Annotated in this window: 23 protein-coding genes and 1 riboswitch; of the genes, 9 read left to right on the top strand and 14 right to left on the bottom strand. The window is 60.9% G+C overall.

The features are described 5' to 3' along the window. Positions 1-5 precede the first annotated feature (5 nt). From J5278_RS31605 to fghA, 5 genes are all read left to right on the top strand, one after another. Positions 6-245: an acetyl-CoA carboxylase biotin carboxyl carrier protein subunit gene (locus tag J5278_RS31605; protein WP_374108281.1), complete on the top strand. Its 240-nt coding sequence runs from the start codon at positions 6-8 to the stop codon at positions 243-245. Between the two features lie 101 nt (positions 246-346). Then, positions 347-1,612: a hypothetical protein gene (locus J5278_RS10290; RefSeq protein WP_209187468.1), complete on the top strand. Its 1,266-nt coding sequence runs from the start codon at positions 347-349 to the stop codon at positions 1,610-1,612. A gap of 149 nt (positions 1,613-1,761) precedes the next feature. Further along, positions 1,762-2,889 (top strand): S-(hydroxymethyl)glutathione dehydrogenase/class III alcohol dehydrogenase, encoded by a 1,128-nt coding sequence (locus tag J5278_RS10285; RefSeq protein WP_209183803.1) that lies wholly within the window; start codon positions 1,762-1,764, stop codon positions 2,887-2,889. Between the two features lie 54 nt (positions 2,890-2,943). Continuing rightward, on the top strand, positions 2,944-3,411 hold the full coding sequence (locus J5278_RS10280; RefSeq protein WP_111221927.1) for a YaiI/YqxD family protein: 468 nt from the start codon (positions 2,944-2,946) through the stop codon (positions 3,409-3,411). Next, complete coding sequence (gene fghA, locus J5278_RS10275) at positions 3,408-4,241, top strand: S-formylglutathione hydrolase (protein ID WP_209183804.1); 834 nt, start codon at positions 3,408-3,410, stop codon at positions 4,239-4,241. Before J5278_RS10280 ends, fghA begins: the two co-directional genes overlap by 4 nt. A 75-nt stretch (positions 4,242-4,316) precedes the next feature. On the opposite strand, the gene J5278_RS10270 is transcribed toward fghA, so the two are convergent. The 7 genes from J5278_RS10270 to crcB form a co-directional block, all read right to left on the bottom strand. Then, positions 4,317-4,706 (bottom strand): DoxX family protein, encoded by a 390-nt coding sequence (locus J5278_RS10270; protein ID WP_111221925.1) that lies wholly within the window; start codon positions 4,704-4,706, stop codon positions 4,317-4,319. A gap of 112 nt (positions 4,707-4,818) precedes the next feature. Then, positions 4,819-6,351, bottom strand: a complete 1,533-nt coding sequence (locus J5278_RS10265) for an acyl-CoA carboxylase subunit beta (protein WP_209183805.1) — start codon at positions 6,349-6,351, stop codon at positions 4,819-4,821. A gap of 65 nt (positions 6,352-6,416) precedes the next feature. Further along, positions 6,417-6,902 (bottom strand): hypothetical protein, encoded by a 486-nt coding sequence (locus J5278_RS10260; protein WP_209183806.1) that lies wholly within the window; start codon positions 6,900-6,902, stop codon positions 6,417-6,419. A gap of 53 nt (positions 6,903-6,955) precedes the next feature. Then, the gene (locus J5278_RS10255; protein ID WP_209183807.1) at positions 6,956-7,744 is read right to left on the bottom strand and encodes an ATP12 family chaperone protein; all 789 of its coding nucleotides are present in this window, start codon (positions 7,742-7,744) and stop codon (positions 6,956-6,958) included. Between the two features lie 9 nt (positions 7,745-7,753). Beyond that, the gene (locus tag J5278_RS10250) at positions 7,754-8,410 is read right to left on the bottom strand and encodes an HAD-IA family hydrolase (RefSeq protein ID WP_142822773.1); all 657 of its coding nucleotides are present in this window, start codon (positions 8,408-8,410) and stop codon (positions 7,754-7,756) included. After that, complete coding sequence (locus J5278_RS10245) at positions 8,407-9,402, bottom strand: RluA family pseudouridine synthase (RefSeq protein ID WP_111221920.1); 996 nt, start codon at positions 9,400-9,402, stop codon at positions 8,407-8,409. The genes J5278_RS10250 and J5278_RS10245 overlap by 4 nt, the downstream gene beginning before the upstream one ends. Before the next feature lie 135 nt (positions 9,403-9,537). Beyond that, positions 9,538-9,915 carry a fluoride efflux transporter CrcB gene (gene crcB / locus J5278_RS10240; protein WP_209183808.1) on the bottom strand — a complete coding sequence of 126 codons (378 nt, stop codon included), beginning with the start codon at positions 9,913-9,915 and terminating at the stop codon, positions 9,538-9,540. A 155-nt stretch (positions 9,916-10,070) separates the two neighbouring features. On the opposite strand from crcB, the gene J5278_RS10235 reads away from it, so the two are divergent. Then, positions 10,071-10,343: a hypothetical protein gene (locus J5278_RS10235; RefSeq protein ID WP_111221918.1), complete on the top strand. Its 273-nt coding sequence runs from the start codon at positions 10,071-10,073 to the stop codon at positions 10,341-10,343. Between the two features lie 13 nt (positions 10,344-10,356). Here J5278_RS10235 and J5278_RS10230 read toward each other — a convergent pair whose 3' ends face one another. Beyond that, positions 10,357-10,887 carry a copper chaperone PCu(A)C gene (locus J5278_RS10230; RefSeq protein ID WP_209183809.1) on the bottom strand — a complete coding sequence of 177 codons (531 nt, stop codon included), beginning with the start codon at positions 10,885-10,887 and terminating at the stop codon, positions 10,357-10,359. Positions 10,888-11,068: 181 nt separating this feature from the next. Next, a riboswitch (glycine riboswitch) is annotated at positions 11,069-11,155 on the top strand. Between the two features lie 154 nt (positions 11,156-11,309). Between J5278_RS10230 and gcvT the strand changes: the two genes are divergently transcribed. From gcvT to gcvP, 3 genes are read left to right on the top strand one after another with little or no spacing between them, the layout of a single operon-like run. Next, the gene (gene gcvT, locus J5278_RS10225) at positions 11,310-12,446 is read left to right on the top strand and encodes a glycine cleavage system aminomethyltransferase GcvT (RefSeq protein ID WP_209183810.1); all 1,137 of its coding nucleotides are present in this window, start codon (positions 11,310-11,312) and stop codon (positions 12,444-12,446) included. A gap of 27 nt (positions 12,447-12,473) precedes the next feature. After that, a complete protein-coding gene (gene gcvH / locus J5278_RS10220) occupies positions 12,474-12,836 on the top strand; it encodes a glycine cleavage system protein GcvH (RefSeq protein ID WP_142822779.1) in 363 nt (120 codons plus the stop codon). Continuing rightward, a complete protein-coding gene (gene gcvP, locus J5278_RS10215; protein WP_209183811.1) occupies positions 12,836-15,700 on the top strand; it encodes an aminomethyl-transferring glycine dehydrogenase in 2,865 nt (954 codons plus the stop codon). The genes gcvH and gcvP overlap by 1 nt, the downstream gene beginning before the upstream one ends. Before the next feature lie 35 nt (positions 15,701-15,735). On the opposite strand, the gene J5278_RS10210 is transcribed toward gcvP, so the two are convergent. From J5278_RS10210 to J5278_RS10185, 6 genes are all read right to left on the bottom strand, one after another. Beyond that, on the bottom strand, positions 15,736-16,359 hold the full coding sequence (locus J5278_RS10210) for a LysE family translocator (RefSeq protein WP_209183812.1): 624 nt from the start codon (positions 16,357-16,359) through the stop codon (positions 15,736-15,738). Between the two features lie 95 nt (positions 16,360-16,454). Beyond that, positions 16,455-16,847, bottom strand: coding sequence for a Fe-S cluster assembly scaffold SufA (gene sufA, locus J5278_RS10205; RefSeq protein ID WP_209183813.1), 393 nt, complete (start codon positions 16,845-16,847; stop codon positions 16,455-16,457). Positions 16,848-16,932: 85 nt separating this feature from the next. Next, positions 16,933-17,217 (bottom strand): type II toxin-antitoxin system RelE/ParE family toxin, encoded by a 285-nt coding sequence (locus J5278_RS10200; protein ID WP_209183814.1) that lies wholly within the window; start codon positions 17,215-17,217, stop codon positions 16,933-16,935. Further along, a complete protein-coding gene (locus tag J5278_RS10195; protein WP_209183815.1) occupies positions 17,214-17,492 on the bottom strand; it encodes a type II toxin-antitoxin system ParD family antitoxin in 279 nt (92 codons plus the stop codon). Before J5278_RS10195 ends, J5278_RS10200 begins: the two co-directional genes overlap by 4 nt. A 49-nt stretch (positions 17,493-17,541) precedes the next feature. Beyond that, positions 17,542-17,922, bottom strand: coding sequence for an SUF system Fe-S cluster assembly protein (locus tag J5278_RS10190; protein ID WP_209183816.1), 381 nt, complete (start codon positions 17,920-17,922; stop codon positions 17,542-17,544). A gap of 114 nt (positions 17,923-18,036) precedes the next feature. Next, entirely contained in the window at positions 18,037-19,278 is a 1,242-nt protein-coding gene (locus tag J5278_RS10185) for a cysteine desulfurase (protein WP_209183817.1), read from the bottom strand. Between the last annotated feature and the right edge of the window lie 5 nt (positions 19,279-19,283).

The raw sequence follows: 19,283 nt of genomic DNA, 5'->3' as shown, positions 1-19,283 counted from the left end.
GCCTGATGCCCATCAAGACGCCGCCCGATACTTCTAACCTGCTTCTATGCCCGATGCCGGGCCTGCTGGTTTCCATCGCGGTGACGGAAGGGCAACTGGTCAAGGCTGGCGAAACGCTGGCGGTCGTCGAGGCGATGAAGATGGAAAACGTGTTGCGGGCGGAGCGTGACCTGACCGTCGGCGCGATCGCGGTCAAGCCGGGGGAGAGCCTGTCGGTAGACGCTGTCATCATGACATTCGCGTGAGCCGGCCGGATGGTTAAATTGGTCGCTATGATCCTCGCGCTTTCTTAAAGAATCCGGCGAGATAAACGCCTTCAGGAGCAATTGCGCCCTGAGGAAAAACCGTGTCGTCGCTCTATTCCGCCATCCTGTTGCTGGCGATCAATCTCGGCGTACTGTGGCTGCTGATGGCTGCTCCCGTCGGGACGCGCACGATCCGCATGCGTCGCTCCTTCCGCCAGCCCGCCGATGCTCTATGGCAGGCGGTCAATCCGTCTGGAGCCAGCGCCGACTGGCACCATGGGGTCATCTCCAGCCGCGCCATCCTGGATAGACCGGGCATTGTCGAGCAGACCTATCGCCATCTCGACCGCCAGGGACAACCGATCCGCCGGCTTTTCGACGTCAAGATGACCGAGCCGACACCCGGCATGCTTGGCTACACGACAACGGTCGTTGACGACAGCACGCTCGACAATCGCTTCTGGCGCCATTTCCACGAACGGCGTCAGGTCGTGACCGACGCATCCGGCACGACGTTGATCGTCGAGCAGACCGATACCTATCGCGGTTTTGCTTTTCTGATCTTTCGCTATTTCACGCTCCGCCGCGAGTTGCGCGCTCTCGAGGGCTGGCTGAAAACAGGCCAGTCGACGCCCAACGGCATTTTTGAACATCCGCTCGTCCAGACCTTCCTGGCGGTCCTGTCGACCCTGATCCTCTGGCCATTTTTCGGCCTGGATGCCGCCGGGCTGATGATATCCACCTTTCTGACGGTAGTCATCGTCCTGCACGAACTCGGTCATATGGCCGCCTACCGGACATTCGGCCATCGCAAGGTGCGGATGATCTTCGTGCCCCTCCTTGGCGGCATCGCGATTGGCGGACGGCCATACAACAGCCTGTTCGAAGTCGCGACCTGCGCGCTCATGGGATCAGGCATGTCCGCCTTCCTGGTGCCGATCCTGATTGCAGGCATCCGCGCCAACGAGGCCGGCTGGCTGCCGGCCGATTGGCACGGACCTCTGCTAGTCTTCCTGCTCATTCTCGGCGCCTTCAATCTCCTCAATCTTTTGCCGATGTATCGCTTCGACGGGGGTCAGGTTCTGCGCCAGATCTTCACCGGGAAATTCAGCCTCGTCTTTGCCAGTTTCGCAATAACGCTGGCGATTCTTGCCGTTGGCTGGTCCATAGGCCTGACCGCATCTACGCTGCTTGCCGCCCTTGCGGTGTTCACGCTGCTCAGCCTGATCGGCTTCGGCTCGGTCAAGCCAAAGCACGAACTGGAGAAAATGTCCGGTGGCGAGAGACTGCTCGTCTCGTTCGGACTCTATGCCGCCGTGGCGATGCATGCCTATGCCATCCGTTTTGCCGCAGACATCCTGTTCTGATCGCGACCTCTTCGGTCGAAACTCCGGCTGGCGTAGTGGCTTCGACTGTGAACCCGGCTAAGTATCTGATTTTTCGCTTGAGCCGCAGCCGCGCGCCGTGCAATGTCGCCGCACTCGACAATCCAGTGCAAATCACCAGGAGACAGACGATGGACGTACGCGCCGCCGTTGCCGTTCAGGCAGGAAAACCGCTCGAAATCATGACCGTCCAGCTCGAAGGCCCTCGCGCCGGCGAAGTGCTGATCGAGGTCAAGGCGACCGGCATCTGCCACACCGATGATTTCACGCTCTCCGGCGCCGATCCCGAAGGCCTTTTCCCGGCGATTCTCGGCCATGAAGGCGCCGGCATCGTTGTTGACGTGGGCCCCGGCGTGACCTCCGTCAAGAAGGGCGATCACGTCATCCCGCTCTACACGCCGGAATGCCGCGAATGCTATTCCTGCCTTTCGCGCAAGACCAACCTGTGCACCTCGATCCGTGCCACCCAGGGCCAGGGCGTCATGCCCGACGGCACGTCGCGCTTTTCCATCGGCAAGGACAAGATCCACCACTATATGGGTTGCTCGACCTTCGCCAACTACACGGTCCTTCCCGAGATCGCGCTCGCCAAGGTCAATCCCGACGCGCCGTTCGACAAGATCTGCTACATCGGCTGCGGCGTGACGACTGGTATCGGCGCCGTCATCAACACGGCAAAGGTCGAGATCGGCTCGACGGCCATCGTCTTCGGCCTCGGCGGCATCGGGCTCAACGTGCTGCAGGGTCTGAGGCTCGCCGGCGCCGACATGATCATCGGCGTCGACCTCAATAACGACCGCAAGGCATGGGGCGAGAAATTCGGGATGACGCATTTCGTCAATCCGAAGGATGTCGGCGACGACATCGTTCCCTATCTCGTCAATATGACCAAGCGCAACGGCGACACCATCGGCGGCGCCGACTATACGTTCGATTGCACAGGCAATACCAAGGTCATGCGCCAGGCGCTGGAATCGTCTCATCGGGGTTGGGGCAAGTCCGTCGTCATCGGCGTTGCCGGCGCCGGCCAGGAAATCTCCACCCGCCCGTTCCAGCTGGTCACCGGCCGCTCCTGGATGGGCACGGCCTTCGGTGGCGCGCGCGGCCGCACGGATGTGCCGAAGATCGTCGACTGGTACATGGACGGCAAGATCCTGATCGATCCGATGATCACCCACACGATGCCGCTCGACGACATCAACAAGGGTTTCGAGTTGATGCACAAGGGCGAAAGCATCCGCAGCGTCGTCTTGTACTGATCTGGTCGAGGGCGGCCTTCCGGCTGCCCTCCCGTCTTGAAAATGGACCGTCTTATGATTTACGTCGATGCCGACGCATGCCCGGTGAAGCCTGAAGTCCTGAAGGTTGCCGAACGGCACAATCTCGAAGTGACTTTCGTCGCCAACTCAGGCCTGCGCCCGTCACGAGATCCGATGATCAAAAATGTCATCGTTTCCAACGGCTTCGATGCCGCTGACGACTGGATTGCGGAGCATTGCGGCGTTGGCGACGTGGTGGTCACTGCCGACGTGCCGCTGGCCGGGCGCTGTGTTGCGACCGGTGCCCTCGTAACGGGTCCGACGGGACGCGTCTTCGACACGGGCAACATCGGCATGGCAACGGCAATGCGCGATCTTGGCGCCCATCTGCGCGAGACCGGCGAGAGCAAGGGCTACAACGCAGCCTTCTCGCCGCGCGACCGGTCCAGCTTCCTCGAAACATTCGACCGGCTCTGCCGGCGGGCGAAAGCCCAAGTCCCCCCGACTGGAGATCCCACATGAAGGTCCATTCCCAGGTTACCGCTTTCGGCGGAATGCAGGGCGTATACTCTCACGAGTCCGAAGCCTGCCAGTGCGAGATGACGTTTGCCGTCTTTGTGCCCCCGCAGGCCATCGAACGGCCCTGCCCGGTCGTCTGGTTCCTCTCCGGCCTCACCTGCAGCCATGCCAACGTCATGGAAAAGGGGGAATATCGGCGGATGGCGGCGGAGCTCGGCCTGATCATTGTCTGCCCTGATACAAGCCCGCGTGGCAACGATGTGCCCGACGAACTCACAAACTGGCAGATGGGCAAGGGTGCGGGTTTTTACCTGGATGCCACCCAAATGCCATGGGCTGCAAACTTCCAGATGTATACCTACATCACCGAGGAACTGCCGGCCTTCGTCGCCCAGCATTTCCGCGTCGACATGACACGCCAGGGCATCTTTGGACATTCCATGGGTGGCCACGGCGCCCTGACGATCGCCCTGAAGAACCCCGACCGTTTTCGGAGCTGCAGTGCTTTCGCGCCCATCGTCGCGCCGATGACCGCCGACTGGTCGACCGGTGCTTTCAAAAAGTATCTCGGTGAAGATCAGGCGACGTGGCGGGCATACGACGCCTGCGCGCTCGTCGAGGACGGCGCCCGCTTTCCGGAAATCCTGATCGACCAGGGTAAGGCCGACGGCTATCTGGACACCGGCCTGCGCCCATGGCTTTTCGAGACAGCGACCGAAGATACCGGCATCGCACTCACGCTGCGCATGCACGAGCGCTACGACCATTCCTACTATTTCATCTCGACCTTCATGGACGATCACCTGAAATGGCACGCCGAGCGGCTGGTCTAGGAAAATCGGTCTAGACGCGAAAACTTGGGTTGGTATCGAAGCGGGGAAGACGAGCGCTTCCCCGCTTCGAGCCTTTTACTTCTTGCGATTGTCGACGGCCAGCAGGCCCGGGCCTGCGAACACGAAAAACAGGAAGACGAAGCAGAACAGAATGGCAGCATCGCCACCGTTGTTGACCGGAAAGAAATCCTTCGGTGCGTGCGCCATGAAATAGGCGACGGCCATGTTGCCGCAGAGAATGAAGGCAACCGGGCGGGTGAAGAGGCCGAAGAGGAACAGCAGGCCACCGAATGCTTCGAGAATACCTTGGGTCAGAGATAGCGCCGTCAGCGGCCCGGCGTGCTCGCCGTTCGGAAAGGCAAAAAGCTTCTGCGTGCCGTGCTCGATGAACTGCAGCGCCGTCATGATGCGAAGGACGGTGAGCGCGTAGGGTTGGTATTGGTTTAATCGATCAAAAAATGCCATGAAAATCTCCGGTTGAAAGCTCCCGCGCCACCGTTAACCTGAGGCTTCGATTCCACGAAGACACAGCTTCTGACACCACATCAATTTTTCGTGTAAAATCCGCGACTTGTCGTCACAGGGGAATGTTGTCGTGCTTCTTCCAGGGGTTCGACAGGTCCTTGTTCCGCAGCATCTTCAGCGCCCTGGCCAAACGCCTGCGGGTTGAGTGCGGCATGATGACCTCGTCGATATAGCCTCGCTCGGCGGCGACGAAGGGTGACAGGAAACGATCCTCGTACATCTTGGTATGCGCCGCGATCTTGTCCGGGTCGGCGATATCCTTACGGAAAATGATCTCGACCGCCCCCTTGGCCCCCATCACCGCGATCTGCGCAGTTGGCCAAGCATAATTGATATCGCCGCGCAGATGCTTGGACGCCATCACATCATAGGCACCGCCGAACGCCTTGCGGGTGATAACGGTCAGCTTCGGCACCGTCGCCTCCGCATAGGCAAACAGCAGCTTGGCACCATGCTTGATCAGCCCGCCATATTCCTGCGCCGTGCCGGGGAGAAATCCAGGCACATCGACGAAGGTGACGACGGGAATGTTGAAGCAATCGCAAAAGCGCACGAAGCGGGCGGCCTTGCGAGAGGCGTCGCTGTCGAGCACGCCGGCCAGAACCATCGGCTGGTTGGCGACGAAACCGACCGTCGATCCCTCGATCCGGCCGAACCCACAGACGATGTTCTTCGCAAAGCTTGCCTGGATCTCGAAGAAGTCCCCCTCGTCCGCCACCTTGAGGATAAGTTCCTTGATGTCATACGGCTTGTTGGCGCTGGCAGGGACGAGCGTATCCAGAGACATATCCATGTCAGTCACCGACTGGTGACTGACAATCGATGGCACCGGCGCGGTGTTGGAAAGCGGCAACAGGTCGATCAGCCGGCGCACCTGCAGCAGGGTGTCGATATCGTTGTCGTAGGCGCCGTCGGCGATCGACGATTTCGTCGTGTGGATCGACGCCCCGCCGAGTTGCTCTGCCGTCACGGTCTCGTTGGTCACCGTCTTGACCACGTCAGGCCCGGTGACGAACATGTAGGACGTGTCGCGCACCATGAAAATGAAATCGGTCATGGCCGGCGAGTAGACGTCGCCACCGGCACAGGGGCCCATGATGACCGAGATCTGCGGAATCACGCCAGATGCAAGGACGTTACGCTGGAAGACCTCGGCGTAGCCGCCAAGTGCTGCGACGCCCTCCTGGATACGGGCACCGCCGGCATCGTAGAGACCGATGATCGGCGCCCGGTTCTTCAGCGCCATGTCCTGCAGCTTGATGATCTTTTCCGCATGCGCTTCGGAAAGCGAGCCGCCGAAGACGGTGAAATCCTTGGCAAAGACGAACACCGTCCTGCCGCTGACCGTACCCCAGCCTGTCACTACGCCGTCGCCGGCAATACGGTTGTCCTGCATGCCGAAGTCGCTGGAGCGATGCTGGACGAACATGCCGAATTCTTCGAACGATCCGTCGTCGAGAAGCACGTCGATCCGCTCGCGTGCTGTCAGCTTCCCCCGCGCATGCTGTGCATCGATGCGAACCTGTCCCCCGCCGAGCCTGGCCGCCTCGCGGCGTTCTGCCAGTTCCTCCAGAATGTCTTTCATGCCAGCCTCAGGTCCAACCGCATTTCAGGGTCTGTCGTCTCACGCCTCGGTCGCTTCCGGACCCGTCAGTTATCCGGTCGCGGCGCCGTAAGCCCGTAGGCCGCACGAATGCGCGCGGCAATATCCTCGGCCATGAGGTCGTCTATTGCATCGCTATCGGCCGAAAACGTTGTCGACTCGAAGGAGTTCACGGCAACCACCGAGCCTGTATCGATCGCACTGGCGTCGATATCGACCTTTGCGGAGTTGCGGTTCTTCTCGTAGCCCTGTGCCCGCTCGGATTGTGTGATGTGGATGGTGAGTGCCACGGCACCCTCCGTCACAGCACGCTTGGTGGCAGCAATCGCGGCGTTCACCCGTGTGCTGACCTCAGACAGCAGCCTCGGAGACGCGCCATTCGCGGAGACGACAGTGACACTGCGGACATCGTAGACAGGCCCGGGCGGCGGGTTCAGAGGCGGCATATGATAGCACGCGGACAGCAGCACGCATGCTGCCAGCGCCGGCAACAGCCGAACCTTGGTGGAGAAAGAAATTTTGCTGCCGATCATCACGCTACGCCCGTTAGGCCTCAACCTTCGCTATAACGGATTGCAAATCAACACTATTCCGCCAAAGCGTGACGAAAAACCTCGGCAGCGGTCAGAAATTCTGCAAACCGCAGCGACCGTCGGTGCTCCGCTTCTGCATCGCTACCCCACTGTTCGCTCGTCCAGTCCTCGTCAAGATGTGCCAGCGACCAGCTTTCTTCTGCCGGAAGATATCCCTCAGCAAACGCCAGTGTGAGGATCGCCGATCCCGTCAGCGTCGTCAGGGTATGAAGGCCTGCCAGTTGCAGCGGGTTTCCGTATTTCGAGAGCGCTGATTCGAATTTGTCGATGGCCTCTTTCGGCTGCTCCCGATGTATCACGCCTTCGGCCAGCAGAAACCGGGCCCCGAATGTCGCATCTGCCCAGTCCAGTACGGGGTCCCAGCGCTCTGCCTGGCGCCGGACGAGTTCGACCGGCGTATGCGCCCGGTAGCAGATGAGATCGATGCCGCTGTATCGGACGATGTCGTCGGAAACGGCCTTGGGATCTTTGGCGATCCCATCCAGCGCCGTGTTGACCAGCCGCGTGACCGGCATCGTCATCGGGTCGATGAAATCAGCCTGGGCCCGCCATTCCCGGGCGATCCGATCTGCCAGCACCGCGTTTGCAACGCTCAGTGCGTTGCGGGCCGGTGTCTTCACGGGACGACCGTCGAGTTCGACTGCAAAGCCACCCTCGCCCTGGCGAACGCCTACCTCCTTGTAGAAGCGCTTCGGCAGCGGCTTCTTCATGGCCATCTGTGCCCGGCGAACCGGGTCGGGATCGCTCAGCTGCTGGGTGAAATCTGTCAGATCTTCGCGCATCGGATAGCCTCAGACAATATGGCTCAGCAGGTCGTTCGGATGGTGGGCGATGGCGTCTGCACCGCTTGCAAGCAGGTCTTCTATTGCTGCATAGCCCCAGGCGACGCCGATCGCCGTTGCACCGGCGGCCTTGGCCATCTGCATGTCGTAGATCGCGTCGCCAATGACAACCGTATCGTGGGCAGAGATGCCGGTTTCCTCGCAGCACTCGGTCACCATAGCGGGGTGCGGCTTCGACGGGCAGTCGTCGGCTGTGCGCGAAACGACGAAATGCGGCGCAAGGCCGTGCATGTGGAGGATCTCGGTCAGCCCGCGACGGGATTTGCCGGTGACTGCGCCGATCGTCAACGCGTCGCCGCGCGCAACCAGCGTATCGACCAGCGGCCGTATACCGTCGAACAACGGCGTATCCATGCCCGGCTCATCGCGCACATCGGTGTAGATGGTCTTGTAATGAGCCATCATGGCCACCGCCTCGTCGTCGACATGCTGACGGCCCAGCATGCGGGCAATGGCGATATCGAGCGTCAAGCCGATGATCGACTTGGTCGAAGCGATGTCCGGCCGTTTGTGCTTGAAGTCGACGAAGGTGCGGGCCATCACCTCATGGATCAGGCGCGCGCTGTCGACGAGCGTACCGTCGCAGTCAAAGAGAACGAGCTTCATTCTTCGTTGTTTTCATAGGGCGAGAGATCGAAGCCGAGCAGGTTCCAGCTCTGCACCATGTGTGGCGGCAATGGTGCCGTCACGCGCAGCCGTCCGCCGTTCGGGTGCGGTATATCGATGTGGCGGGCATGCAGATGCAGCCGCTTCTGGATACCGCCGGGGAAAGGCCAGTTGTGGTCTTCCTCGAAATATTTCGGATCGCCGATGATCGGATGGCCCATGCCCAGCGCATGAACTCGGAGCTGGTGGGTACGGCCCGTATAGGGCTCCATCTCAAGCCATGCCATAGTCTGCGCAGCTGTTTCCAGCACACGGTAATAGCTGATCGCATGATCGGCGCCGTCTTCGCCGTGCTTGGCGATGCGCATCCGATCGCCGTCCGGTGTCGCTTCCTTCACCAGCCAGCTGGAGATCTTGTCCTCGTGCTTGCGCGGTACGCCCTTGACCAGCGCCCAGTAGGTCTTTTTCGTGTCGCGCTCGCGAAACGCCGCTGTCAGCTTCTGCGCTGCACCGCGGGTGCGGGCGACAACGATCACACCGGTCGTGTCGCGGTCGAGGCGGTGCACCAGACGCGGCTTTTCGCCCTTCTTGCTGGTCCAGGCTTCGAGCATCTTGTCTAGATGACGGTGAAGGCCGGAGCCGCCCTGCACGGCGAGGCCGGCCGGCTTGTTGAGTACAAAGACTTTCTCGTCCTCGTGCAGGAGCATGCGGGCCAGCAGATCGCCGTCGTCGTCGTTCTTCAGGTCGCCGCCGCTGATCGGGCCGCCCTTGATGATCTTCTCGTCGATATCCATCGGCGGAATGCGGACGGTCTGTCCGTACTGGACACGCGCGTCGGTCTTGACGCGTCCGCCATCGACCCGCACCTGGCCGGAGCGAAGCAGTTTCTGCAGCTGCCCGAATCCGAGGCCCGGAAAATGCACCTTGAACCAGCGGTCAAGGCGCATGCCCGACTCTTCCGGCTCGACTAGTCTATGCTCAATCCCGGCCATGCTTCTTCTTTCAAACGATGAGGTCTCGGCCTAAGCCGGCCTTTTGCCGTCGCTTTAGAGCATTTTTCGGCAAAGTGGAAACCGGAATCGTCGCCATTGGTCGTTTGTTACGCTTTCCGGCCCGGTTTTGCCAGATCAGGTCAGTGCCCGCGCCACCATGAGGCCTGCAAAGACCGTGCAGAGCGACACGCCGACGCTGACGAAAACATATAGCAATGCAAGACCGACATTGCCACGCTCGGCCAAGGCGATAGTGTCGAGCGAAAATGCGGAGAACGTGGTGAAACCGCCGACAAGCCCGGTCATCAGCAAAAGGCGCAGATTGTCCGATCCGCCATATTTGCGGGCGATGAGCTCCGCAAACACCCCGATGATGAAAGAGCCGACGACGTTGACGGTCAGCGTCCCCCAGGGGAAGGCAGGCCCGCCGATCCTGAAACCCCAGATGCCGACATAATATCTGAGGACAGAGCCGATTGCGCCGCCGAAAGCGACCAGAAGAACTTGAAACATGAGGTGCTGTTACCGAAGGATTGCGATCCCGCCAAGGTAGAAATCGGCAAAGCCTCATTCGTTTGGCGATCCATAAAATACCACCGGTTTTCTTCAGCGCGCAAGAAGATCGTCGCGATAAGGTTCCATATGCTTCTCCGTCTGGACATCTCGTAATGGTCGAAGTCGTCAACGTTTCCGCCTACATGGCATCCTGGGCCGCTGACATGACCAAACAGCCGACGCTGGTTCCGCCTGCCATCGCCGAGCGGACTGCGCGCAAGGAAGCGCTGCGCCGACTGCGGGATGGTGTTGATGACAGCGACGTCGAAAGCATTTCGCCGATCATTCAGGCAACGACCATTGGCCTCGACCTGATGAATGAAGGCAGCCGCCAGCCGCGCTCCACGCTCCAGCACGCGCTGGATTCTTACGCCGAGAACGACTGACTTGCCGTTCCGCCTAGTTGCCCCTCGCTGACTCCACCGGCAACGACATCGAAACCGCTCCGGCTTTTTCAAACGTCAGCATAACCGGCACGACACCGCCTTGTCTGAAGGGCGCCCTCACTTGCTTGAACATCATGTGAAGCGTGTTCGGCGACAGCACGACCGTCGCGCCCGGGCCGATCACGATGCCATCCTTCAGTTCGCGCATCCGCATGATGTTGTCCTTCATCGTCATTTCGTGAAGCTCGACTTTCGCTGCCGCCGGAGACGAGACGGAGACCAACCGCTCTTCGCTGCTGCCACCATTGTGGATCGTCACGTATCCGCCGCCGACCGGCTGCCCCGGCAACATCGCCCTGACATAGCCGCCGGTGATGTCGAGATCGCCTGCCTTGACCGCCGCTGTGCCGACAGGTTCCGGGCTGGACATCGACATGCCAGACATATTTTTCATATCACTGCTCTGCGCCAGCACTATCGAGGTTCCCGACGCAAGCAGCACCAAGGCGAGTGCTAAAACTCTGAGCGAGTGGTGTTTCTGCATGGCGTTCTCCAGTCTGGCGATGCGCGTTTCACATCGTATGCTATCGCCGGATGATGGGATGTTTGGCCCGAACTTGCAACGCTGCCGCGCAGGCATCGCGAATGCCGGAACGCCGCGACAAAAAACTGCCGGATCGCGACATTTCCACTTGCCAACGCCAGCGCCCGCCCGATAATGGCTTCCAACCCGATTGGGAGAATCCGGCGATGCCGGTGCCGAAGGAGCAACCGCCCCGGAAACTCTCAGGCCCAAGGACCAGTCGGGGGCAGACGAAACTCTGGAGAGAGGCGCCGCGTTGACGGTGCTCGCCGAAGGGATAACAATCTCAGGCGAACGGACAGAGGGGGCTCATCACCAAGGCGCCATTGCGCCGGATCCATGAGCCCGCGCTTCGAGAGAAGTGCAAACGCCGGAGGCGTCGTTTGACCGAGACAGTTGCCCTGAAAAAGACAGCCCTGCACCAGCTGCACATTGCACTGGGTGCCCGCATGGTGCCTTTCGCCGGATACGACATGCCGGTGCAATATCCGGCCGGCGTCCTCAAGGAGCATCTGCAGACGCGCTCAGCGGCGGGTCTCTTCGATGTGTCGCACATGGGCCAGATCATCATCCACGCCCGTTCAGGCACTTACGAGGATGCGGCCCTGGCGCTGGAGACCTTGGTGCCCGTCGACATCCTCGGCCTCAAGGCGGGACGTCAACGCTACGGCTTCTTTACCGATGACAGCGGCGCAATTCTCGACGACCTGATGATTGCCAATCGCGGCGACCATCTGTTCGTCATCGTCAACGCCGGCTGCAAGGACGCCGATCTCGCCCATCTGCAGAAACATATCGGCGATCGGTGCGAGATCACGCTGCTGGACCGCGCCCTCGCTGCGCTCCAGGGCCCCCGTGCGCAGGCAGCGCTGTCGGAGCTCTGGCCGGGTCTCTCGGAAATGAAGTTCATGGATGTCCGCGATGTCGGCCTGCACGACGTACCCTGCCTGGTGTCGCGTTCCGGCTACAGCGGCGAGGACGGTTTCGAGATTTCCATTCCGGCAGACAAGGCCGAAACGGTGGCCAAATGGCTGCTCGACCACCCCGACGTGCAGCCGATCGGCCTCGGCGCCCGCGATTCCCTCCGGCTCGAGGCCGGCCTATGCCTCTATGGCAACGACATCGACACCACCACATCGCCCGTCGAGGCAGGGCTGGAATGGGCGATCCAGAAAGTCCGTCGCAATGGCGGCGCTCGTGCCGGCGGCTTTCCGGGTGCAGAACGTATCCTGGCCGAACTCGATAATGGCGCGTCGCGCCGTCGCGTCGGACTTAAGCCGGAGGGCAAGGCGCCGGTTCGCGGCCATGCCAAACTTTACAGCGATGCCGAAGGCTCGACGGAGATCGGCGAGGTCACTTCCGGCGGATTCGGCCCGAGCGTCGATGGCCCCGTGGCCATGGGCTATGTGCCGACAGCTCTCGCTACGCCCGGAACATCGATTTTCGCCGAGGTGCGCGGGAAATTCCTGCCCCTCGTCGTAACCGCCCTTCCCTTCATCACCCCGACTTACAAACGCTAATACCGGTTTCCCAGAGAGGATATTTCCATGTTGAAGTTCACCGAAGAGCACGAATGGCTGAGCATCGAAGGCGGCATCGCCACGGTCGGCATTACCACCTACGCCGTCGACCAGCTTGGTGACCTCGTTTTCGTCGAACTGCCGGAGATCGGCGCCACTCTGACGAAGGCCGGCAATGCTGCGACGGTCGAGAGCGTCAAGGCCGCCTCCGACGTCTACTCCCCGCTCGACGGTGAAATCACCGAAGTCAACGAAGCGATCGTCGCAGATCCGTCGCTGGTCAACTCCGACCCGATGGGCAAGGGCTGGTTCTTCAAGCTGAAGCTCGCCAATGCCTCCGATGTCGACACGCTGCTGGACGAAGCCGCTTACAAGGAGCTCACCGCCTGATGAATACGCCGACTGAGTTTACCTTTACGGACTACCAGCCGTATGATTTCGCCAACCGCCGTCATATCGGTCCTTCGCCCGAGGAAATGGCGGCGATGCTGAAGGTCGTCGGCTACAAGAGCCTCGATGCGCTGATCGACGCCACCGTGCCGCCAGCGATCCGCCAGACGTCGCCGCTCGCCTGGGGGCCAGCGATGACCGAACGCGAGGCGCTCGACAAGCTGCGCGAGACTGCCAACAAGAACAAGCTGCTCGTCTCGCTGATAGGCCAGGGCTACTACGGCACGATCACTCCGCCTGTGATCCAGCGGACCATTTTGGAGAACCCCGCCTGGTACACGGCCTACACGCCTTATCAGCCGGAAATCAGCCAAGGCCGGCTAGAGGCGCTGCTGAACTACCAGACCATGATTACGGATCTCACCGGCCTCGACGTCGCCAACGCCTCGCTTCTGGATGAGGCCACCGCTGCCGCCGAAGCCATGGCGATGGCCGAGCGCGTGTCGAAATCGAAGGCCAAGGCGTTCTTCGTCGATGCCGCCTGCCACCCGCAGACAATCGCACTGATCGAGACCCGCGCCGAGCCGCTGGGCTGGCAGGTCATAACAGGCAATCCCTTCACCGATCTCGACCCCGTCGATGTCTTCGGCGCCATCTTCCAGTATCCCGGCACCCATGGCCACATCCACGATTTCACCGGCCTGATCTCCAGATTGCACCAGACGGGCGCGATCGCTGTGGTCGCCGCCGACATCCTGGCGCTGACGCTGCTGAAGTCGCCCGGAGAAATGGGCGCAGATATAGCCATTGGTTCGTCGCAGCGGTTCGGCGTACCCGTCGGCTACGGCGGCCCACACGCCGCCTACATGGCCGTCAAGGATGTCCAAAAGCGCTCGATGCCCGGTCGCCTGGTCGGCGTCTCGCTCGACGCTCGCGGAAACCGCGCCTATCGGCTCTCGCTGCAGACGCGCGAACAGCATATCCGCCGCGAAAAGGCGACTTCCAACATCTGCACCGCCCAGGTGCTGCTCGCCGTCATGGCCTCGATGTACGCGGTCTTCCACGGTCCCCAGGGCATCAAGGCCATCGCCCAGCAGGTGCACCAGAAGGCCGTGCTGATGGCCAAGGGCCTCGAAAAGCTCGGCTACACCATCGAGCCAGAGACCTTCTTCGACACCATCACCGTCGATGTCGGTCACATGCAGGCGCTGATCCTGCGCGCCGCTGTCGCGGAGGGGGTCAACCTTCGCAAGATCGGCGAAACCCGAATCGGCATGAGCCTCGACGAGCGGACCCGCCCTGCAACGCTGGAAGCAGTTTGGCGTGCCTTCGGCGGCACGTTCGAGCTCGCCGACTTCGCCCCGGAATATCGCCTGCCGAAGGACCTTTTGCGTACCAGCCCCTACCTCACGCATCCGATCTTCCACATGAACCGCGCAGAAAGCGAAATGACCCGCTATATCCGGCGGCTGTCGGACCGGGACCTAGCGCTCGACCGTTCGATGATCCCGCTCGGCTCCTGCACGATGAAGCTGAACGCCACAGCCGAGATGCTGCCCATCAGCTGGCCGGAATTTGCCGATATCCACCCCTTCGTGCCCGACGACCAGGCGCTCGGCTATCGCGCCATGCTCGACGACCTCACCGAAAAGCTCTGCGCCGTCACCGGCTACGATGCCTTCTCGATGCAGCCGAACTCCGGGGCGCAAGGGGAATATGCCGGTCTCCTGACCATCCGTAACTACCACCGTGCCAACGGCGACGATCACCGCGACGTCTGCCTGATCCCCACCTCTGCCCACGGCACCAATCCGGCCTCGGCACAGATGGCCGGCATGAAGGTGGTGATCGTCAAGGTCGGGGACGACGGCGATATCGACATGGATGATTTCCGCGCCAAGGCAGAGCAGCATGCGGCAAATCTCTCCTGCTGCATGATCACCTATCCCTCGACCCACGGCGTGTTCGAGGAGACGGTGAAGGAGATCTGCGAACTCGTCCACAAGCACGGTGGCCAGGTCTATCTCGACGGCGCCAACATGAACGCTATGGTCGGTCTGTCCCGACCCGGCGATATCGGTTCCGACGTCAGTCACCTGAACCTGCACAAGACCTTCTGCATCCCGCATGGCGGTGGCGGTCCCGGCATGGGTCCGATCGGCGTCAAGGCGCATCTGGCAGCCTACCTGCCGGGCCATCCGCAGACGGACGGTCGCCCCGGCGCTGTCTCTGCTGCAGCTTTCGGCTCTGCCTCGATCCTGCCGATCTCCTGGAGCTATTGCCTGATGATGGGCGGCGAAGGCCTGACGCAGGCAACGAAAGTGGCGATCCTCAACGCCAACTACATCGCGGCGCGACTGAAGGACGCCTATCCGGTGCTCTACACATCGAAGGCCGGTCGTGTGGCGCATGAATGCATCATCGACACGCGGCCGCTGGTCGACAGCGCCGGCGTGACCGTCGACGATGTCGCCAAGCGGCTGATCGATTGCGGCTTCCATGCCCCAACGATGAGCTGGCCGGTGGCCGGCACGTTGATGATTGAGCCGACCGAGTCGGAAACCAAGGCCGAACTCGACCGCTTCTGTGCAGCCATGCTCGCCATTCGCGACGAGGCCCGCGCCATCGAGGACGGCCGGATGGACAGGACTAACAACCCGTTGAAAAATGCGCCGCACACGGTCGAAGACCTCGTCGGCGAATGGAATCGGCCCTATTCCCGCGATCAGGCCTGCTATCCGCCCGGCGCCTTCCGCGTGGACAAATACTGGTCACCGGTCAACCGCGTCGACAACGTCTACGGCGACCGCAACCTCATCTGCACATGCCCGCCCGTCGAGGACTACGCCGAAGCAGCAGAATAAAGACAGATGGCCCCGGATCGAACCGGGGCCATTTTTCAAGCGAAGAACTTGTAGCTCGCAACGCAAAGCGCCAGAGCACCGAAGCCGATCAGCAGGTAGGCCGAGACCCGCCCGACCTTGTCGGCAAACTGGTCCGACAGCCGGTCGCGCGCCAGACGAACCGCGCCGCTGAGGAACAGCCACCAGGCGACCGAGCCGGTAAACGCTCCCCCGACGATAAACGCTGCACTCGCAGCGCTGCTCTCATGGGCAAGACCGAAGGCTGCAAAAAGTGCACCGAAGGAAATGATCGTCGCCGGATTGGAAATGGTCAGGAAGAATGTCGCGACGGTCGTTCGAAAAAGATCGGCGGCGCCGATATCCGCAGCCGCAATCGGGTCGCGGTCGAGGCTCTTGTAGCCGAGCCAGATCAGCAGCAGCCCGCCACAGAATGCCAGCGGCAAAGCGATCTTCGCGAGCACGTCTGCAAATATAGCCAGCCCGCCAACGGCAACCAGGGCGTAGCTCGCATCGCCGAGCGCCGTCCCGAGGCCCAATGCAGCGCCGGCCCAGAAACCGCGTTCCAGCGTGCGGTTGATGCACAAGGTACCAATCGGCCCCGGCGGCGCGGTGATGATGATCCCGAGCAGCGCGCCCTTCAGAAACAGTATCAGCCACATGCTACATCACCGGTCCTGCCGGCAGCAGCGAACGGAGCAAGAAAAGCAAAGGCCGCCCGAGACGGCGGCCTTTGTCCAACGGCGGCAATAAGAGATTAAATGGCTGCAACAGACGCCTCGCGCTGGGAGGCGAGCGCTGCGAGATCCGCAGGCTTGAGTTCGACCGATTCGCCACAGCCGCAGGCGGAGGTCTGGTTGGGATTGGTAAAGATGAAGCCGGAGCGCAGCGTCGTCGTTTCGAAACCCATCTCGGTTCCGAGCAGAAAGAGTACAGCAGACGGCTCGATCCAGACCTTGGCCCCGTCGCGCTCAATCAGATCATCCTTGGGATTGGCTTCGGTCACCATGTCGATGGTGTATTCCATCCCGGCGCAGCCACCCTTCTTGATGCCGACGCGAACGCCCTTGGCATCCGGCCCGGAATTCCCGACAATCGCCTTGACGCGATCCGCCGCGCTTTCGGTCATGGTCATAACTGCAAAGCCCATCGGCCTAGTCTCCTGTGGCAACCGGGTTCAAGGCCCGGTGCTTCGTCTTCCAAGATGTAATACCACGCCATGCTTGGATCAATAGCTAAACCAGCTTCGGCAAGTCGCGCGCACCGTGCACCACCCGGACGATTTCCACACCATCGACATCTTCACGGTAAAGAATGAGGTATCGACCAACTGCTGACAGTCTTAAGCCCTCTCGTAGTTCGTCTCTAGCCACGCCTGTACCCGGCATCGCGCCCAATTGTCTGAATTTACGGTAGATCCCGTCATACCACTTCAGCGCTGCGGCTGGATTTCGCTCGCCAATGTATAAAGCTATTCCCATGATATCCGCCTCCGCCAGAGGACGGACCCAGAAACTCACGAACGGCTCGCGGCGAGACGCGTTACCAATTCAGCACGTGTACGGGAAAACGCCTTTTCGCCATCTGTCGGATGGCCGCTGGCAATCCCAGCGTCCCAAAGTTCGCCGAGCTTCGTATCTGTGAGATCGTGCCCGTTGCGACGTGCCTGCCAATCATTCAATGCAGCTTCGAATACGTCCGAAACCGAAACATATTCGCCGGAGTCGACGGCATCCTGAACTATGGATTGCATCTCGGGCGAAACATCGATTGCAACAACCTTATGACCAGACATTTCTGAACCTCCTGGTCGAAATTACCTGATGAGGGGTTTTACGGCAAGATCAATACCAGCCGACGGAAACCTGCGCTTCTTCCGACATCCGGGCGGGCGTCCATGGCGGGTCGAAGGTCATGCCGACTTCGACGCCGGAAATGCCTTCCACCGCACCCACGGCGTTCTCGACCCAGCCGGGCATTTCGCCGGCAACCGGGCAGCCGGGAGCGGTCAGAGTCATCATGATCTTCACCATCCGGTCGTCCTCTATGTCGATCTTGTAGATCAGGCCGAGTTCGAAGATATCAGCCGGGATTTCCGGATCGTAAACCGTCTTCAGGGCCGCAATAACATCATCGCTCAGGCGCGCCAGCTCGTCGGCCGGAATGCTGGAGTGGACGATGCCTTCGCGCACGTCGGTCGTCTGTTCGCTGTTATCCAGGCTCATCTCGGGCACTCCTTAGAGCAGTTCCGGCAAATGTACGTAGCGGCTTTACATCCGGAAATGCGTAAAAACAGAGAGATAGAGCACTTCTGTGTATAGATGAACGGCAGAAATGCTCTAGGCAAAGAATTTTCGTGCATGATCGAGCGCATCGGCCAATGCGTCGACTTCTGCGCGGGTATTGTACATGCCGAACGATGCACGGCATGTGGAGGTGACGCCAAAACGTTTCAAGAGCGGCTGGGCACAATGGGTCCCTGCCCTGACGGCGACGCCCTGCCGGTCGATCACCATCGATACGTCGTGAGCATGGATGCCGGCCAGTTCGAACGAGAAGATAGCTCCCTTGCCGGGTGCATTGCCGAAGATCCGCAGTGAATTGATGGCGCGCAGGCGTTCGGATGCATAGGCGGTAAGATCGGCCTCATGGCGGGCAATGGCTTCGCGTCCGATGCTGTCCATGTAATCAAGCGCGTAGCCGAGCCCGATTGCCTGGACGATCGGCGGGGTGCCTGCCTCGAACCGGTGGGGCGGGTCGTTGTAGGTCACCGCCTCCTCGCCGACGTCGATGATCATCTCGCCGCCACCCTGGAATGGCCGCATCTCGCGCAGGCGCGACTGCTTGCCGTAAAGCACGCCGATACCGGAGGGGCCGTACAGCTTGTGACCCGTTACCACGTACCAGTCACAATCCATGTCCTGCACGTCGACCGGCAGATGCACCGCGCCCTGGCTACCGTCGACAAGCACGGGGATGCCGCGCGCGTGGGCGATCCGGCAAATTTCCTTGACCGGCAGCACGGTACCGAGTGCGTTCGACATATGGGTGATGGCGACGAGCTTGGTTCGCTCCGTCAGGCTTCTCTCGAAATCCTCGATATGAAACGCACCCTCGTCGTCGACCGGTACCCAGACGAGCTTGGCGCCCTGCCGTTCCCGGATGAAGTGCCACGGCACGATGTTCGAGTGATGCTCAAGGATCGTCAGCACGATCTCGTCGCCTTCACCGATATGCGGCATTCCCCAGCCATAGGCGACAGTGTTGATCGCCTCCGTGGCATTTTTGGTGAAGACGATATCGTCGATACCGGGTGCATTCAGAAACCGTCGCACTTTTTCACGCGACGCCTCGTAGGCTTCCGTAGCGGCATTCGAGAGGTAGTGGAGCCCGCGATGGACGTTCGCATATTCGTTGGAATAGGCATTCGAAATGGCATCGATCACCACCTGCGGTTTTTGCGCCGAGGCACCGTTGTCGAGATAGACGAGCGGCTTGCCGTAGACCTGTTTCGACAGGATCGGAAAATCCCGTCTGATGGCCTCGACGTCATAAGTGGTGGCAGTGGTGATCTTGTCCATCATGG

This window comes from Rhizobium sp. B21/90, from assembly GCF_019355815.1.
In the GTDB taxonomy this organism is placed as follows: Bacteria; Pseudomonadota; Alphaproteobacteria; order Rhizobiales; family Rhizobiaceae; genus Rhizobium; species Rhizobium rhododendri.
This window is presented reverse-complemented; position numbering and strand designations above follow the sequence as displayed.

Excerpts from the sequence above, each read along its gene's own strand:
- J5278_RS10265 (WP_209183805.1), bottom strand. The coding sequence starts at position 6,351 with ATGAAAGACATTCTGGAGGAACTGGCAGAACGCCGCGAGGCGGCCAGG.
- J5278_RS10185 (WP_209183817.1), bottom strand. The coding sequence starts at position 19,278 with ATGGACAAGATCACCACTGCCACCACTTATGACGTCGAGGCCATCAGA.
- J5278_RS31605 (WP_374108281.1), top strand. The coding sequence starts at position 6 with ATGCCCATCAAGACGCCGCCCGATACTTCTAACCTGCTTCTATGCCCG.
- J5278_RS10190 (WP_209183816.1), bottom strand. The coding sequence starts at position 17,922 with ATGAGCCTGGATAACAGCGAACAGACGACCGACGTGCGCGAAGGCATC.
- J5278_RS10270 (WP_111221925.1), bottom strand. The coding sequence starts at position 4,706 with ATGGCATTTTTTGATCGATTAAACCAATACCAACCCTACGCGCTCACC.
- J5278_RS10235 (WP_111221918.1), top strand. The coding sequence starts at position 10,071 with ATGGTCGAAGTCGTCAACGTTTCCGCCTACATGGCATCCTGGGCCGCT.
- crcB (WP_209183808.1), bottom strand. The coding sequence starts at position 9,915 with ATGTTTCAAGTTCTTCTGGTCGCTTTCGGCGGCGCAATCGGCTCTGTC.
- J5278_RS10195 (WP_209183815.1), bottom strand. The coding sequence starts at position 17,492 with ATGTCTGGTCATAAGGTTGTTGCAATCGATGTTTCGCCCGAGATGCAA.
- J5278_RS10255 (WP_209183807.1), bottom strand. The coding sequence starts at position 7,744 with ATGCGCGAAGATCTGACAGATTTCACCCAGCAGCTGAGCGATCCCGAC.
- J5278_RS10260 (WP_209183806.1), bottom strand. The coding sequence starts at position 6,902 with ATGATCGGCAGCAAAATTTCTTTCTCCACCAAGGTTCGGCTGTTGCCG.
- sufA (WP_209183813.1), bottom strand. The coding sequence starts at position 16,847 with ATGGGCTTTGCAGTTATGACCATGACCGAAAGCGCGGCGGATCGCGTC.
- gcvH (WP_142822779.1), top strand. The coding sequence starts at position 12,474 with ATGTTGAAGTTCACCGAAGAGCACGAATGGCTGAGCATCGAAGGCGGC.
- J5278_RS10230 (WP_209183809.1), bottom strand. The coding sequence starts at position 10,887 with ATGCAGAAACACCACTCGCTCAGAGTTTTAGCACTCGCCTTGGTGCTG.
- J5278_RS10285 (WP_209183803.1), top strand. The coding sequence starts at position 1,762 with ATGGACGTACGCGCCGCCGTTGCCGTTCAGGCAGGAAAACCGCTCGAA.
- J5278_RS10245 (WP_111221920.1), bottom strand. The coding sequence starts at position 9,402 with ATGGCCGGGATTGAGCATAGACTAGTCGAGCCGGAAGAGTCGGGCATG.
- gcvP (WP_209183811.1), top strand. The coding sequence starts at position 12,836 with ATGAATACGCCGACTGAGTTTACCTTTACGGACTACCAGCCGTATGAT.
- J5278_RS10250 (WP_142822773.1), bottom strand. The coding sequence starts at position 8,410 with ATGAAGCTCGTTCTCTTTGACTGCGACGGTACGCTCGTCGACAGCGCG.
- fghA (WP_209183804.1), top strand. The coding sequence starts at position 3,408 with ATGAAGGTCCATTCCCAGGTTACCGCTTTCGGCGGAATGCAGGGCGTA.
- J5278_RS10280 (WP_111221927.1), top strand. The coding sequence starts at position 2,944 with ATGATTTACGTCGATGCCGACGCATGCCCGGTGAAGCCTGAAGTCCTG.
- J5278_RS10210 (WP_209183812.1), bottom strand. The coding sequence starts at position 16,359 with ATGTGGCTGATACTGTTTCTGAAGGGCGCGCTGCTCGGGATCATCATC.